The organism is Jeotgalibaca dankookensis, from assembly GCF_002005405.1.
GTDB lineage: Bacteria > Bacillota > Bacilli > Lactobacillales > Aerococcaceae > Jeotgalibaca > Jeotgalibaca dankookensis.
The window spans coordinates 502,817-516,301 of sequence record NZ_CP019728.1 but is presented as its reverse complement, the minus strand read 5'-3'; the positions used below and the strand labels follow the sequence as shown (position 1 = coordinate 516,301).

Annotated in this window: 12 protein-coding genes; 3 read left to right on the top strand and 9 right to left on the bottom strand. The window is 36.1% G+C overall.

The features are described 5' to 3' along the window. Positions 1-45 precede the first annotated feature (45 nt). From BW727_RS02540 to gdhA, 3 genes are all read right to left on the bottom strand, one after another. The gene (locus BW727_RS02540; RefSeq protein ID WP_062467671.1) at positions 46-1,023 is read right to left on the bottom strand and encodes an alpha-ketoacid dehydrogenase subunit beta; all 978 of its coding nucleotides are present in this window, start codon (positions 1,021-1,023) and stop codon (positions 46-48) included. Between the two features lie 2 nt (positions 1,024-1,025). Further along, a complete protein-coding gene (gene pdhA, locus BW727_RS02535) occupies positions 1,026-2,135 on the bottom strand; it encodes a pyruvate dehydrogenase (acetyl-transferring) E1 component subunit alpha (protein WP_062467670.1) in 1,110 nt (369 codons plus the stop codon). Positions 2,136-2,670: 535 nt separating this feature from the next. Then, positions 2,671-4,011, bottom strand: a complete 1,341-nt coding sequence (gene gdhA, locus BW727_RS02530; RefSeq protein ID WP_062467669.1) for an NADP-specific glutamate dehydrogenase — start codon at positions 4,009-4,011, stop codon at positions 2,671-2,673. Between the two features lie 180 nt (positions 4,012-4,191). Between gdhA and def the strand changes: the two genes are divergently transcribed. Further along, the gene (gene def, locus BW727_RS02525) at positions 4,192-4,752 is read left to right on the top strand and encodes a peptide deformylase (protein ID WP_062467668.1); all 561 of its coding nucleotides are present in this window, start codon (positions 4,192-4,194) and stop codon (positions 4,750-4,752) included. 49 nt (positions 4,753-4,801) lie between these two features. Here the strand turns inward: def and BW727_RS02520 are convergent, their stop codons facing one another. After that, entirely contained in the window at positions 4,802-6,574 is a 1,773-nt protein-coding gene (locus BW727_RS02520) for an ABC transporter ATP-binding protein (protein ID WP_062467743.1), read from the bottom strand. Beyond that, positions 6,574-8,304, bottom strand: coding sequence for an ABC transporter ATP-binding protein (locus tag BW727_RS02515; RefSeq protein ID WP_062467667.1), 1,731 nt, complete (start codon positions 8,302-8,304; stop codon positions 6,574-6,576). Before BW727_RS02515 ends, BW727_RS02520 begins: the two co-directional genes overlap by 1 nt. A 260-nt stretch (positions 8,305-8,564) precedes the next feature. On the opposite strand from BW727_RS02515, the gene BW727_RS02510 reads away from it, so the two are divergent. Together BW727_RS02510 and rnjA are read left to right on the top strand one after the other, a co-directional pair. After that, positions 8,565-8,783, top strand: coding sequence for a DNA-dependent RNA polymerase subunit epsilon (locus tag BW727_RS02510; protein ID WP_062467666.1), 219 nt, complete (start codon positions 8,565-8,567; stop codon positions 8,781-8,783). Beyond that, positions 8,780-10,456, top strand: a complete 1,677-nt coding sequence (gene rnjA / locus BW727_RS02505) for a ribonuclease J1 (protein ID WP_062467665.1) — start codon at positions 8,780-8,782, stop codon at positions 10,454-10,456. The genes BW727_RS02510 and rnjA overlap by 4 nt, the downstream gene beginning before the upstream one ends. A gap of 56 nt (positions 10,457-10,512) precedes the next feature. Here rnjA and BW727_RS02500 read toward each other — a convergent pair whose 3' ends face one another. From BW727_RS02500 to liaF, 4 genes are all read right to left on the bottom strand, one after another. Then, a complete protein-coding gene (locus BW727_RS02500) occupies positions 10,513-10,809 on the bottom strand; it encodes a HesB/YadR/YfhF family protein (protein WP_062467664.1) in 297 nt (98 codons plus the stop codon). Positions 10,810-10,932: 123 nt separating this feature from the next. Continuing rightward, on the bottom strand, positions 10,933-11,565 hold the full coding sequence (locus tag BW727_RS02495; RefSeq protein WP_062467663.1) for a response regulator transcription factor: 633 nt from the start codon (positions 11,563-11,565) through the stop codon (positions 10,933-10,935). 12 nt (positions 11,566-11,577) lie between these two features. Continuing rightward, complete coding sequence (locus tag BW727_RS02490; protein ID WP_062467662.1) at positions 11,578-12,621, bottom strand: sensor histidine kinase; 1,044 nt, start codon at positions 12,619-12,621, stop codon at positions 11,578-11,580. Continuing rightward, positions 12,618-13,352: a cell wall-active antibiotics response protein LiaF gene (liaF, locus tag BW727_RS02485; protein WP_062467661.1), complete on the bottom strand. Its 735-nt coding sequence runs from the start codon at positions 13,350-13,352 to the stop codon at positions 12,618-12,620. Before liaF ends, BW727_RS02490 begins: the two co-directional genes overlap by 4 nt. Between the last annotated feature and the right edge of the window lie 133 nt (positions 13,353-13,485).

The window sequence follows — 13,485 nt, the reverse complement described above, 5'->3', positions numbered from 1 at the left end:
AGTACAGTTTTCTAGCGAAAACCGTACTTACCCTGTCCTAATAAATTAGAAATTATAAACTTCTTTTATTTTGTCTTCAATATCTTGTGCGTTAGGCAACCATGAGTTTTCTGCTTGACCAAATGGGAAAACAGTGTCTGGTGCTGCTACACGACCAATCGGTGCTTCTAAAGATAAAATAGCGCGTTCTGAAATTTCTGACATCACCATTGCTCCGACACCAGCTTGACGTTGTGCTTCTTGAACAACAACAACGCGACCTGTCTTTTCAACAGAAGCAATAATTGTTTCAACATCTAATGGAGAAACTGTACGTAAATCGACTATTTCTACAGAAATACCTTCTTTTTCAAGTTTTTCTGCAGCTTTAACTGCTTCACGAACCATTGCACCATAAGTAATAACTGAAACATCAGTACCCTCTTTTGTAATAGCTGCTTTTCCTAGTGGAACCGTGTATGCTTCATCAGGAACTTCATCACGGAAAGAACGATATAATTTCATATGTTCTAAGTAAATAACTGGGTCATTATCACGAATAGCAGAAATTAATAAACCTTTTGCATCATACGGGTTAGATGGAATGACTACTTTAATACCAGGTGATTGTGCTATTAATCCTTCTAAGTTATCCGAGTGCAATTCTGGTGTATGAACACCTCCACCAAATGGAGAACGAATCACAACAGGAATATTGCGCGTTCCACCCATACGGTAGCGTGTACGAGCCATTTGTCCCACAATTGAGTCCATTACTTCAAATACAAACCCGAAGAATTGGATTTCAGGAACCGGACGATAGCCTTCTAAAGCTAAACCAAAAGCCAAACCACCAATACCAGATTCTGCTAAAGGAGTGTCAAATACGCGATCTTCGCCAAATTCTTCTTGAAGTCCTTGAGTAGCTCGGAATACTCCTCCGTTTTTACCCACGTCTTCACCAAAAATCAAGACATTTGGATCTGTTTCAAGTTCGTGCGCAAGCGCAGCCGTAATCGCTTCAATCATTGTTTTTTGTGCCATGATTATTTATTCTCCTTTGCTTCAAAAATTTCAATCTGTTCAGCAATTCCTTGTGTAGGTTCTTCAAACATGGATTTCAAGAAAGAAGAAACTTTTTGCTTAGGTGCTTTATCAGCTTCTTTAATTGCTTCTTTAATATCTTCTTTAACATTTTCAATTACTTCGTTTTCTTTTTCTTCACTCCATAGACCTTTTTCGGTTAGGAATTTACGCATACGAATAAGTGGATCTTTTGCTTGCCAGCCTTCGAGCACTTCATTATCTCGGTAACGAGTTGGATCGTCTCCAGATAGTGTATGAGGACCAAAACGGTATGTCATTGTTTCAATCAGTACGGGACCATTTCCAGCAACTGCATACTCACGAGCTTTTTTAGTAACAGCATAAACTGCTAAGAAGTCCATTCCGTCTACTTGGATTCCTGGAATCCCTGCAGCAACAGCTTTTTGAGCAAGTGTTTTCGCTGCTGTTTGTAACTCACGAGGAGTAGAGATTGCCCAGCCATTATTTTGAATAAAGAAAATCGCAGGTGCTTTAAATGCTCCAGCAAAGTTAATTCCTTCATAGAAGTCACCTTGTGAAGATCCACCATCACCAGTATAAGTAACGGCAACATTCTTTTTACCACGTTTTTTAAGTCCTAAAGCAACACCAGCAGTTTGAATGTATTGTGCACCAATAATAATTTGTGGTGGTAAAGCATTTAAACTTTCTGGATAGTCATTTCCCTCAACATGTCCTCTAGACCATAGGAAGGCTTGTGACAACGGGAGACCATGCTTAATCAGTTGAGGAACATCACGGTACCCTGGAAGCAAAACATCTTCTTTTTCAATTGCGGCAATACTACCCAATTGGCTTGCTTCTTGTCCTGCTGTTGGGGCATAAAATCCTAGACGACCTTGACGATTCAAAGCAGTTGAACGTTCATGAAGAATTCGAGACCAAACCATATCTGTCATAAATTGAACCAGTTCTTCATCTGAAACGTCAGGCATTAAATCAGGGTTAACAACTTTTCCTTCTTCATCCAAAATTTGAACCATTCGAAAATCTGTGTTTGACGGATTTAATAACGCGTCAATATCAATTTTCTGTTTTTGTGTAACCATGCTAGCACATTCCTCTCTTAACCTTAAAATTTCATCATAACGATGAGTTTTTTACACAGTTTCTTTAAACTGTATTATTCTTGCTACCTCACATAATTAATTTACCATTTACTCACGCTTTATGCAAGGCTTCTGCTTTGTTTTTTTTAAGCCCCAGTTGCTATGAAAGCATTGTAAGCGTGTTCTTTTTACGACTTGCTCATTTATTAACTAGTCGAGGTTGTCCCTTGTAAGCTTTTACCTACTTATATATAAATGAGCTGTAAAACGTTTTCTGTTTCATTCTGTTTCAAATATTTTTGTATGCTGTACTATTATTTTTTTTACGAATCGTCACTATTTCATCTTTCCGCTTAAAACAGACCTTTTACTCCTTACTGGGAGAAAACTTTCATTTATTTTTTTTAAAAGTTTTTCTTTTCTTCCTAAAAAGTATCTTCTGTCTTTATGACGAAAGATTAAAAAATATATCACAAACATTTTTTATAAAAAAATAAGCTAAGATTTCCTTAGCTTATAGTTTTTTCGTATTCAATTAAACAATTCCTTGATAAATCATAGCGTCGGCTACTTGAGTAAAAGCAGCAATATTTGCCCCTACTAAATAATTATTACCAAGATTGTATGTTTCGCATGTTTTATTTACAGTATCAAAAATATTCTTCATAATCGCTTTTAACTCATTTTCAACCTGTTCCCGTGGCCAATGACTGTGTGAAGCATTTTGTGCCATCTCAAGTGTACTCGTCGCCACGCCACCGGCATTTGCTGCTTTTGCGGGGCCATAAAGTACTTTATTCTTTTGATACAAAGTAATCGCGTCGATTGTACTTGGCATATTTGCACCTTCGCTTACACAATAAGCGCCATTGGTAATTATTTTTTGAGCTTTGTCTTTATCTATCTCATTCTGTGTGGCACAAGGCAAGGCAATATCATAACGCTTATTTAAATTCCAAATACTGCCTTCACTATAATGACTTGTTTGTGTCTGATACTGCGATAGTCGTAAGTGCTTTATTTCTTTAATTTCTTGAAGTAAGGTAACATCTATTCCTGATTCATCATAAATATAACCGTTTGAATCTGAGCAAGCAATCACAGTTCCACCATATTCTTGCACTTTTTTTATAGTATAAATTGCGACATTCCCACTACCAGACACAACAACTTTTTGATTTTGAAATGACTTGCCATTAGCTCTTAACATTTCATCCGTGTAATAAACTAGACCATACCCGGTTGCTTCTTTTCTGCCCAAACTACCATTCATACTAATTGGTTTTCCAGTTAAAACACCTGTTTCTGATCCATTCAATCGTTTGTATTGTCCATATAGGTACCCTATTTCGCGTGCACCGACACCGATATCACCAGCAGGGATATCTAATTGCGGACCTATATGTCGATGCAACTCAGTCATAAAGGATTGGCAGAAGCGCATAATATCTATATCGGACTTCCCTTTTGGATTAAAGTCTGAACCACCTTTACCACCACCAATTGGTAAACCTGTTAAACTATTTTTAAAAATTTGTTCGAAAGCTAGAAACTTCATAATACTTTCATTTACACTAGGATGGAAACGCAAGCCACCTTTGTAAGGTCCTTTTGCGGAATTAAATTGCACACGATATCCTTTATTAATATTAATTTTACCAGCTTGGTCCATCCAAGGTACTTTAAAAGTAATGATTCTTTCTGGTTCCACTAATTGTTCCAGTATATTCCATTTTATATAATCAGGTTTTTTTTCGATTACTGGCTCAATGGTATTAAACATTTCCCTAACGGCCTGGAGAAACTCTGTCTGATGAGCGCCCCTCTCTTCTAATTTTTTATAAACAGTTTCAATATAATCTTTGGATAGTGACATACCTTGATCTCCTAACAGAATTCGTCAATTTTTTAACCGTATTCTTATCTCGTTATTGTACAGTGTTCAGGATATTTATACAACGGTTTATTCTTTCGCTTTTTGCTAGTTCTTGTAGTAAAATGATTAGGTTGATATTTTTTAATCGGATCTATTTAATAACAAAGGAGAGATGTTACCATGATTACTATGGAAGACATTGTTCGGGAAGGCCACCCCGCATTGCGTAAAATCGCAAAAGAAATGAGTCATCCAATAACACCTGATGAACGCACATTGGCAGAGGATATGATGGCATTTTTAAAAAACAGCCAAGATCCAGAACTATCTGAGGAATTAGGTCTCAGAGCTGGTGTCGGACTTGCCGCACCCCAACTTGATATTAGCAAGCGAATGATTGCTCTATTAATTCCTGGAGAGTATGAAGACGATCCTCCTGAATTAGAGCTTGTTATGATTAATCCAAAGGTTGTGAGTCACTCTGTCGCTGATGCTTGCTTAAAAGATGGAGAAGGTTGTCTTTCAGTTGACCGGGAAATACCCGGTTTCGTTGTTCGTCATAGTCGTATTACCGTTACTTATCAAGATCTAGATGGTAATTCTTTTAAAAAGCGTTTTAAGGGCTACGCTGCTATTGTTATTCAACACGAAATTGATCATCTAAATGGAATTATGTTTTATGATTATATAAATAATCAAGAGCCATTTGAGCTTTCTGATGATGTTAAAGTTATTGGTTAAAGTCAACTAATTAAAAAACAGGTTGTGAAAAATTCTCACAACCTGTTTTTTAATTTTCTTGAAACTGACTATTATAGAGATTATAGTAAAAACCTTTTTGAGAAATTAATTCTTCATGCGTTCCTTGTTCTATCACTTGTCCTTTATCCATGACTAGAATCAAGTCTGCATTTCGAATGGTAGATAAACGGTGTGCAATTACAAAACTGGTTCTTTTTTCCATTATTTTAACCATAGCTTTTTGAATCAGAACTTCTAATCTTGTATCAACCGAACTTGTTGCTTCATCCAAAATAAGGACTTTCGGATTAGCAATAAAGGTGCGTGCAATCGTCAACAATTGCTTTTGACCTAAAGATAGATTTGATGCCTCTTGGTTAATAACAGTTCCATAACCTTCACCTAGACTTTGTATAAAATGATCCACGTTTGCGATCTCAGCTGCTTGTTTGACCTCTGCATCACTTGCTTCTAATTTACCAAATCGAATATTTTCAGCAATGGTATCTTGATAGAGCCAGGCATCTTGTAAGACCATACCAAATTGAGAACGGTATTCTTGATGAGTGAAATTACGGATATCATGACCATCGAGCTTAATAGCTCCTGAGTCCACATCATAAAAGCGCATTAATAAATTAATCATTGTGGTCTTCCCAGCTCCAGTAGGCCCCACTATCGCAACCGTTTCTCCACTCGTAACTTTGACATTAAAATTTTTAATAAGTGGTTGATCAGCAGAGTAATTGAATGAGACATTATCAAATGTGATGTCTCCTTTGATTACTTCTGGAAGTGGTTGTGTCTTCCCTTCTACTATCTCTTCCTCATCTAAGAAACCAAAAATACGTTGTATAGCTGCCAGAGCGGATTGAATCACACTTGAGAGTTGGGTAACCATTGTGATTGGTTGGTTAATTTGCCAAATATATTGGGCTGCTGCTTGGACGTTCCCAATCGTAAGCGTACCAGCAATCACTTGCATAATCCCAAATCCTGCTATACTAATATAAGCCAAATTAGAAACTAAAGCCGTTAATGGAGACATCAGTCCGGATATGAAAGCCGCTCTAAATCCACTCTGACGTAATTGATCATTAATCTCTGAAAATTCTTTTACAGAATCTTCTTCTTTCCCATAAAGTTTTATAACTGAAAAACCAGTTAAATTTTCTTGCACAAAACCATTTAATTGCCCTAAGTACTTAGCCTGGCCTGTAAAATAGGGTTGGGAAATATTCGTTATTTTTTTGGAGATTAAATATGAAGCTGGAATCATAATAAGTGTAATAATTGCTAATTTCCAACTAATCCAAAAGAACATAGTAACAGCAAAAGTAATTCCCAAAAACGCATTTACAACTTGTAGTAAGGATTGTTGCATGGCATTAGAAACAGCATCCACATCATTGGTAACACGGCTCAAGACATCACCAAATGAATGCGAGTCAAAATAAGAAACAGGTAACCGGTTAATTTTACGGTCTAAGTCTGATCGCAGGTCAAACATGGCGCTTTGGACGACACTTGTCATGAAACGTTGTGAAAAAAGAATACTAGCCTGATAAGCAAGTGCTCGAATGAAATAAATAATTAATATTCGCGAGACATACGTATAGTTGATCATGGCTCCTGGCTCGTTTTTAAAGATACTAACCACGTTTTTTCCTAACTCGGTAATAGCAAGCCCTAAAACGTAAGGTTCCATTACGTTTAGAAAGGCCATTGCTACCGTTAGTAAAATAGCGAAATAAAAGCGGTGTTTATAAGGCTTAATATATGCCCATAACAAAGTAAATTGACTTATTTTTTTGGGTTTCATCATGCCAACTCCTCCTCTCTCAGTTGAGAAGATGCAATATCATAGTATATTTTATTGGTCTTAAGAAGTTCCCTATGAGTCCCCTCACCAACAACTCTTCCTTCATTTAAAACAATAATTTTGTCTGCATGTAGGATAGAACTAACCCGTTGCGCAACAATAATAACGGTCGCATGAAGGGTCTCCTTTTTTAAACGGTTTCGCAATTGTTGGTCTGTTTTATAATCTAAGGCAGAGAAACTATCATCAAAAATATAAAAATCAGGTCGGCGCACTACAGCTCTCGCAATTGATAACCGTTGTTTTTGTCCACCCGACAGATTGCTTCCTCCTTCAGATAAATGCTCTTCGAATTTTTCTGCTTTATCTAAGATAAAATCAGTGGCTTGGGATATATCAGAAGCTTCTTCCATTTCCCCATGGGTTGCATTAAATTTCCCATAACGCAAATTATCAGCAATACTTCCTGTAAAAAGCAACGATTTTTGTGGGATATAACCTATTTTTTGGCGTAAAGCTTTTAAATTATAGTCTCTTAAATCATACCCATCCATTATAATTCTTCCACCTGTCACATCATAGAACCGCGGAATGAGCTGCATAATCGTTGATTTTCCACTACCAGTACTACCAATAAAAGCAATCGTCTGTCCTGGTCCTGCTGAGAAATTGATATTTTCAATAACCGGAGTTCCTTTATTATCTGGATATGAAAAAGAAACATTTTCAAACTGAATAAAACCATGAGTTTTAGTTCCTTGAATTCCCATCTCATTTGAATCAATTGAACTGACCGTATCAAATACTTCCTGAATTCTTCCAGCAGACACTGCTGCTCGCGGATACATCATAAATACAATGGCAAAATTTAAAAAAGAATAAAGTGCGAAGAAACTATACTCAATATAAGCAACCATTGTTCCAATTTGTAAATCACCCGTTTCCAGTAAATCAGACCCCATCCAAACAATGGCAATAATAATGAGATTAATCACGTGTGAGAACAGTGGTTGTGTCCAAGCCATTAAATAAAAAAGACGCCGACTTACCGTGCTGTAGGCTTCATTCACAACCGAAAAACGAGCTGATTGAAACTTTTCTCTTACAAAAGCACGAATAACGCGTAAACCTGTTAGAGATTCTCGTAGCGTTAAGTTAATGTTGTCTAGATTTTTTTGTTGTGCTTCTGATAAGGGTCGAGATAATTTGCCAATAATCAACACCGATATAAGTAAAAATGGAAATGCTGGAATTAAAACAATTGATAAAGAACGACTCGTTTGAAAAATCATGTAAAAACTTGCAAATAGCATCAAGATCGTTGAAACACCCAACCGTAGTACCATCTGACTAAATTGCATCAGTATAAATGCATCGTTGGTAACTCGTGTCACCAACGATGACACGCCCAAACGATCAAACTCTTCATGAGAGAAGGTTTGAATTTTACTAAATAAATCATTTCGCATCTCTGCTATCATATTTGTAGTAAGACGACTCGTTGCGTAAGCAACCAAACTTCTTCCAAAAAAACCAAAAAAGGTAAAGGCTAGCATCCAAATAATGACATTCCTTATTTGCGATTGCCCAATACCAGCAATGGTCCCATTTATTAAATTTGCTAACATTGTTGGTAACCCTAATTCTACAAAAACAAAACCAAATGAACCTATAACGTTTAATAATAAAACTAATTTATAACGTTTTACATATTTCCAAATCAAAGACACTGTAGCCTACCCCCAATCTTTTCCTTCATTTTAGATATCAGTCTATTTTAGCTAACTATTTGAAAAAGGTCTACCAAATTATTTTATTATTCATTGATAGATACGGTTAAAATAGAAATTGATGAGATTGCTATACGAATTTACCTTAATTGTGGTAAACTGAGACTAGTAATTGTATAGAAAAATACAATAATGGAACCCGTATGGAAATATGTTGTTTTTTCAATGCGAAATAAAAGAATTATCAGGAGTGATAAAACATGATTTTTAAAGTAACTTATCAAGCTAATATGCTTGACGTACCTACAAGAGAAACAACCATGTCTCTTTATGTAGAAGCAGAAAACGAAATTGAAGCAAGAAAAAAATTGGATAGAAATACCCCCTATAATATTGAGTTTATCCAGCCTCTTCAAGGTAAACATTTAGAATATGAACAAAATAAACCCGATTTCGAAATTACGGAATTTTCTGAATGAAACCAAATATAAAAAATAATGAAGTAGGTGTTTTCGCCTTAGGGGGTTTAGGCGAAATTGGTAAAAATATGTACGCCGTTCAATATCAAGATGAAATTATTATTCTTGATTCTGGTGTCATGTTCCCAGAAGATGATTTATTGGGAATTGATTACGTCATTCCCGATTATTCCTACCTCGTTCAAAACCAAGCTAAAATAAAAGGTCTTTTTATTTCACACGGACATGAAGATCATATTGGTGGCATTCCTTTTTTATTAAAAGAAATCAATGTCCCTATTTATGCTGGTGAAATAGCACTTGCTTTGATTCGTAACAAACTAGATGAACATGGACTCTTACGTGATGCTGTCCTACATCAAATCAAAGATGACACTGTTATTAAATTTCGAAAAACAAGCGTTAGTTTCTTCCGTACAACTCACAGTATTCCAGACACCCGTGGTATTGTCGTAAAAACACCACCAGGTAACATTGTGTTCACAGGTGACTTTAAATTTGATTTTACCCCGGTGGATGGAAATCCTGCTAATCTTCACCGAATTGCACAATTAGGCGAAGAAGGTGTTTTACTTTTATTAAGTGATAGTACGAATGCTGAAATTTCTGAATTCACAAAATCTGAAAGTATTATTGGGCAATCACTTGCAAATATCATTCAAAAGGTTGAAGGCCGAATTATATTCGCCTCTTTTGCGTCAAATATTTCACGCTTACAACAAGTAGCTGAAGTCGCAATCGCGACTGGCAAAAAAATTGCAGTCTTCGGAAGAAGTATGGAAAATTCTTTCCGAACTGCTCTTGAGTTGGGTTATATTACTGCTCCAGATGACACTTTTATAAGTGCCCGGGAGCTTAATCAATATCCAGCTGACAAAGTGTTGATTGTTTGTACAGGGTCACAAGGGGAACCAATGGCTGCATTAAGTCGTATCGCTAATGGTACCCACCGTCAAATTACAATTCAACCAGCAGACACCGTCATTTTTTCAAGTTCCCCAATTCCGGGAAATACTGGGAGTGTTAATCGTGTCATCAACCAATTATTGGAAGCTGGCGCACGCGTTATCCACGGCCGTATTAACGATGTTCATACATCAGGTCATGGTGGTCAACAGGAAATGAAATTAATGTTGCGCTTAATGAAACCAAAATATTTCATGCCGGTTCATGGTGAGTTCAGAATGCTGAAAATTCATGCTAATCTAGCTGAACAGTGTGGATTGCCACGCGAGAATTGTTTTATTATGGATAATGGTGAAATTTTAGCTTTGACTAGTGATTCTGCTCGTCCAGCTGGTAGTTTTCCAGCTGGTGACGTCTATGTAGACGGAAAAGGAATTGGCGATATTGGAAACATCGTTTTACGTGATCGCCGTGTTCTATCCCAAGATGGACTTGTTGTTGTAGTCTTGACAGTTGATTTCAAAAATCAAGAACTCGTTGCTGGTCCAGATATTTTATCCCGTGGCTTTATCTACATGCGAGAATCAGGCGACTTAATTAATGGCGCTCAAACTCAAATCAAACAAGAAGTAAAAAAAGCTTTAGCTTCTGAAACAAATCTAAATGAAAAAGCTCTGAAGGATGTCATTATTGATGCGGTTCAGCCGTATTTATTTGAAAAAACAGAACGACGTCCAATGATTGTACCAGTCATTATGCCTCTCTAATCAGCAAAATAAAAAACGGAGTCAAGGTCTATACCTTGGCCCCGTTTTTTTGTCGGTTAATTGTTTTTATGAAACAGATACTCTGGTTCATTTAAAGTCTCATCTAAGATAACCTCTAAATCGTAACCACTAAAAAACCATTCATCATTGGCGTCCACAAAATAAGGAATATGATTAATCGTAGTCAAAGCCATTACTTCATCAGGCTTATCTACTGTTATTCCTAAAGAGAAACCTTCATGAACAGGACTACTCCCATATACTTTACCCAAAAACCGAATACCATAGCCTTCTGGAATACCGATCTCTTCTTCATACCATTTTTGTGCAGCTTCAGTGATTGTAATTTTCATTTCTTTTTTGCGCCGGAAACTAATTTCCGACTCCCCCTCTCTATGTCATCTTACAAACATCATAACACAGCTTGTAAAAACTGTGTTAATTCTTTAGCTTGAAAACCAAATTTTATACGGAGATTAGATAATTAAATTATGTTTAAAAGCATAAATCGTTGCTTGCGTTCTGTCATTAACTTCTAACTTAGATAAAATATTAGAAACATGTGTTTTAACTGTTTTTAATGTAATAAATAGTTGCTCTGCAATGTCTTGGTTAGAATGTCCCTGGGCAATTAGTAAAAGAACTTCCATCTCGCGATTTGTTAAATCTTCATGTAATTGTGGAGCTTTTTGTTGAGTAAGACGCTTTATTACCTTGTCTGTTACTTGCGGTTCGAGTACACGCTCTCCTTGATATGTTAGACGAATAGCATCAGCTATCTCGTTTGCCGATGATGTTTTTAGCATGTAACCTGCTGCTCCTGCCTCCAAAGCTGGGTATACTTTTTCATCATCGATAAAAGAGGTCACGATAATTATTTTTGCTTCTGGCCATTCACTCAATATTTTTTTTGTTGCTTCAATCCCATCCATCACTTCCATAACCAAGTCCATTAAAATGATATCGGGACGTAATTGCAAAGCCATCTCATAGCCAATTTGTCCATTTTCACTTTCACCAATAACTTCAATATCATCTTGAATGGATAAGTAGGTAGAGTATCCTAGCCTTACCATTTCATGGTCATCCACTATTACTACTTTTATCATTGCTACATCCCCCTAGTCCTCCATCGTATTAGGAATTCTAATATCAATAATTGTCCCTTGATTGGGAAAACTAATAATTTTACAAGTTCCTCCTAAACTACTCACACGTTCTTGAATATTCATAAGTCCATAGCTGCCGGCTTTTGTTACAGACGGATCAAAACCAACCCCATCATCAAAGATACGCAAACTTATTTCCTGTTCGTTTTGCAATAAATACACTTCTAGGGTTTTGGCCTTGGCATGACGCAAAGTATTCGAAAGAAGTTCTTGGACAATACGAAACAAATGGTCTTCCACACCTGGTATCGTATCGATAGGAGCAATTTCCCATTTTAACTGAATTTCAATTTTCGTTTTTAATTCATTCAGTAATTGTTCAATTCCTTTTCTTAGCGTCTTACCTTCTAATTTTATAGGCCGTAAATGGAGTAATAAGGCTCGCATTTCTGATTGTGATTCATTAACAATGGCTTTTATTAATTTTAAAGATTTTTGAGTATGATCCGGTAGTTCCTGGGACTTCTCATCTAAAGCAGACAGCAACATCATTGCTGCAAACAGTTGCTGACTAACTGAATCATGTAATTCGCGCGCAATACGGTGGCGTTCTTGTTCAAGGATTTCTTCCTTTGTTTCACTACCTACTAACTTAGGAACACTACTCAATTCTTGAACTTCTCGTGAAAGTTGCATCATTTTTTGGCGTAATAACGTAAGTTCATTTTCAATCTCCTCTAGACTTTCTCCAAAGCCCGAGAAAGATTCTAACGGTTTGGATGGTTTATTATAATTACCACTATTTAGTTGCTGAAGCGTTTCAATAAGCCTTTTTTTTGTTTTAACAATTGTTAAATAAACCATTAAAGAGATAACAAACGATAAAATAAAAACAACTGCGGCTAAAAATAATAACACGGGAACGTGGTAATTATTAATTTTCCAAAAATCACGAATTGATAAAATGGGACGTAGAGAGAAAATCGTAACGGCAACTGTTAACAATAAAATTAAAAAAATTCGGGAATATAATTTTAAAAAGGTGACACCCCTCATAGATAAATCACCTCAAAATCACCGATTATAGCTGACGAAACAATTTTTATAGTTCGACTTGCTGTCTCAAAGTTTTTGCTGTATAAGGTTAGAACTTCATTTGACAAACTATAAGGTTCATTATCGAAAATGAGATGCCCTTGGACAGCGGCATGTTGAATAGAGACACCTACACCCATTGGAATAATAATACGTGTCTTCCCAATTCCTTTACGAATAAGTATGACATTTTGATCATCTGGCAGTAAGGTATTGCCTAAATCAATAATGGTATCTCCAATCAAACGAGATAGATTCATATCATTCCATTCATATACATGGTTGCCTATTCGACTATCACCAATCCACTTTTGTCTGATACGTCTTCCCGATTGATTAAGGGGTTCAGCCGTCCGGACTCCAACATACTCTTTCTTTTTCCAGGGAAAATCTCCAAAGCTAGTAACATTAATTTTTTTAAATAAATAGGTTCCACTAAAAGTTAAATAAATAAGGGCGATTCCTAGTACAACCCAAACAGTAACGGTAGATAAGATACTAAAAAAAATCATAAACCAACCAATCCAAGTCGATGTTTTATTTCTATTTTTTTTCCGCTTACCCGTTCTTACTAGTAAATACCCTATAAAGATTATCAATAACAATTCTGTTTGTTGGATTATTTGGAAAGCAGCTAGTAAGAGTAACATTCCTTCTATTGCTATAAAGAATTTAAATAGCATTTTACGCATTTACTTTCCTCCCTTTTCATTTTCTTCATTATACCGAAACAATAATCTTAAGTCTGTATGCAAAAGAAGGATGCGACTCTCAGTCTAAAGTCTGAACATAATATCGATTAAAAAAAGACTGAAACAATTGTCT

What these genes read in the sequence shown, in the direction of transcription:
- liaF (WP_062467661.1), bottom strand. Translation starts at nt 13,352, where the DNA reads ATGCGTAAAATGCTATTTAAATTCTTTATAGCAATAGAAGGAATGTTA.
- BW727_RS02540 (WP_062467671.1), bottom strand. Translation starts at nt 1,023, where the DNA reads ATGGCACAAAAAACAATGATTGAAGCGATTACGGCTGCGCTTGCGCAC.
- gdhA (WP_062467669.1), bottom strand. Translation starts at nt 4,011, where the DNA reads ATGTCACTATCCAAAGATTATATTGAAACTGTTTATAAAAAATTAGAA.
- def (WP_062467668.1), top strand. Translation starts at nt 4,192, where the DNA reads ATGATTACTATGGAAGACATTGTTCGGGAAGGCCACCCCGCATTGCGT.
- BW727_RS02510 (WP_062467666.1), top strand. Translation starts at nt 8,565, where the DNA reads ATGATTTTTAAAGTAACTTATCAAGCTAATATGCTTGACGTACCTACA.
- BW727_RS02520 (WP_062467743.1), bottom strand. Translation starts at nt 6,574, where the DNA reads ATGAAACCCAAAAAAATAAGTCAATTTACTTTGTTATGGGCATATATT.
- BW727_RS02495 (WP_062467663.1), bottom strand. Translation starts at nt 11,565, where the DNA reads ATGATAAAAGTAGTAATAGTGGATGACCATGAAATGGTAAGGCTAGGA.
- BW727_RS02500 (WP_062467664.1), bottom strand. Translation starts at nt 10,809, where the DNA reads ATGAAAATTACAATCACTGAAGCTGCACAAAAATGGTATGAAGAAGAG.
- pdhA (WP_062467670.1), bottom strand. Translation starts at nt 2,135, where the DNA reads ATGGTTACACAAAAACAGAAAATTGATATTGACGCGTTATTAAATCCG.
- BW727_RS02490 (WP_062467662.1), bottom strand. Translation starts at nt 12,621, where the DNA reads ATGAGGGGTGTCACCTTTTTAAAATTATATTCCCGAATTTTTTTAATT.
- rnjA (WP_062467665.1), top strand. Translation starts at nt 8,780, where the DNA reads ATGAAACCAAATATAAAAAATAATGAAGTAGGTGTTTTCGCCTTAGGG.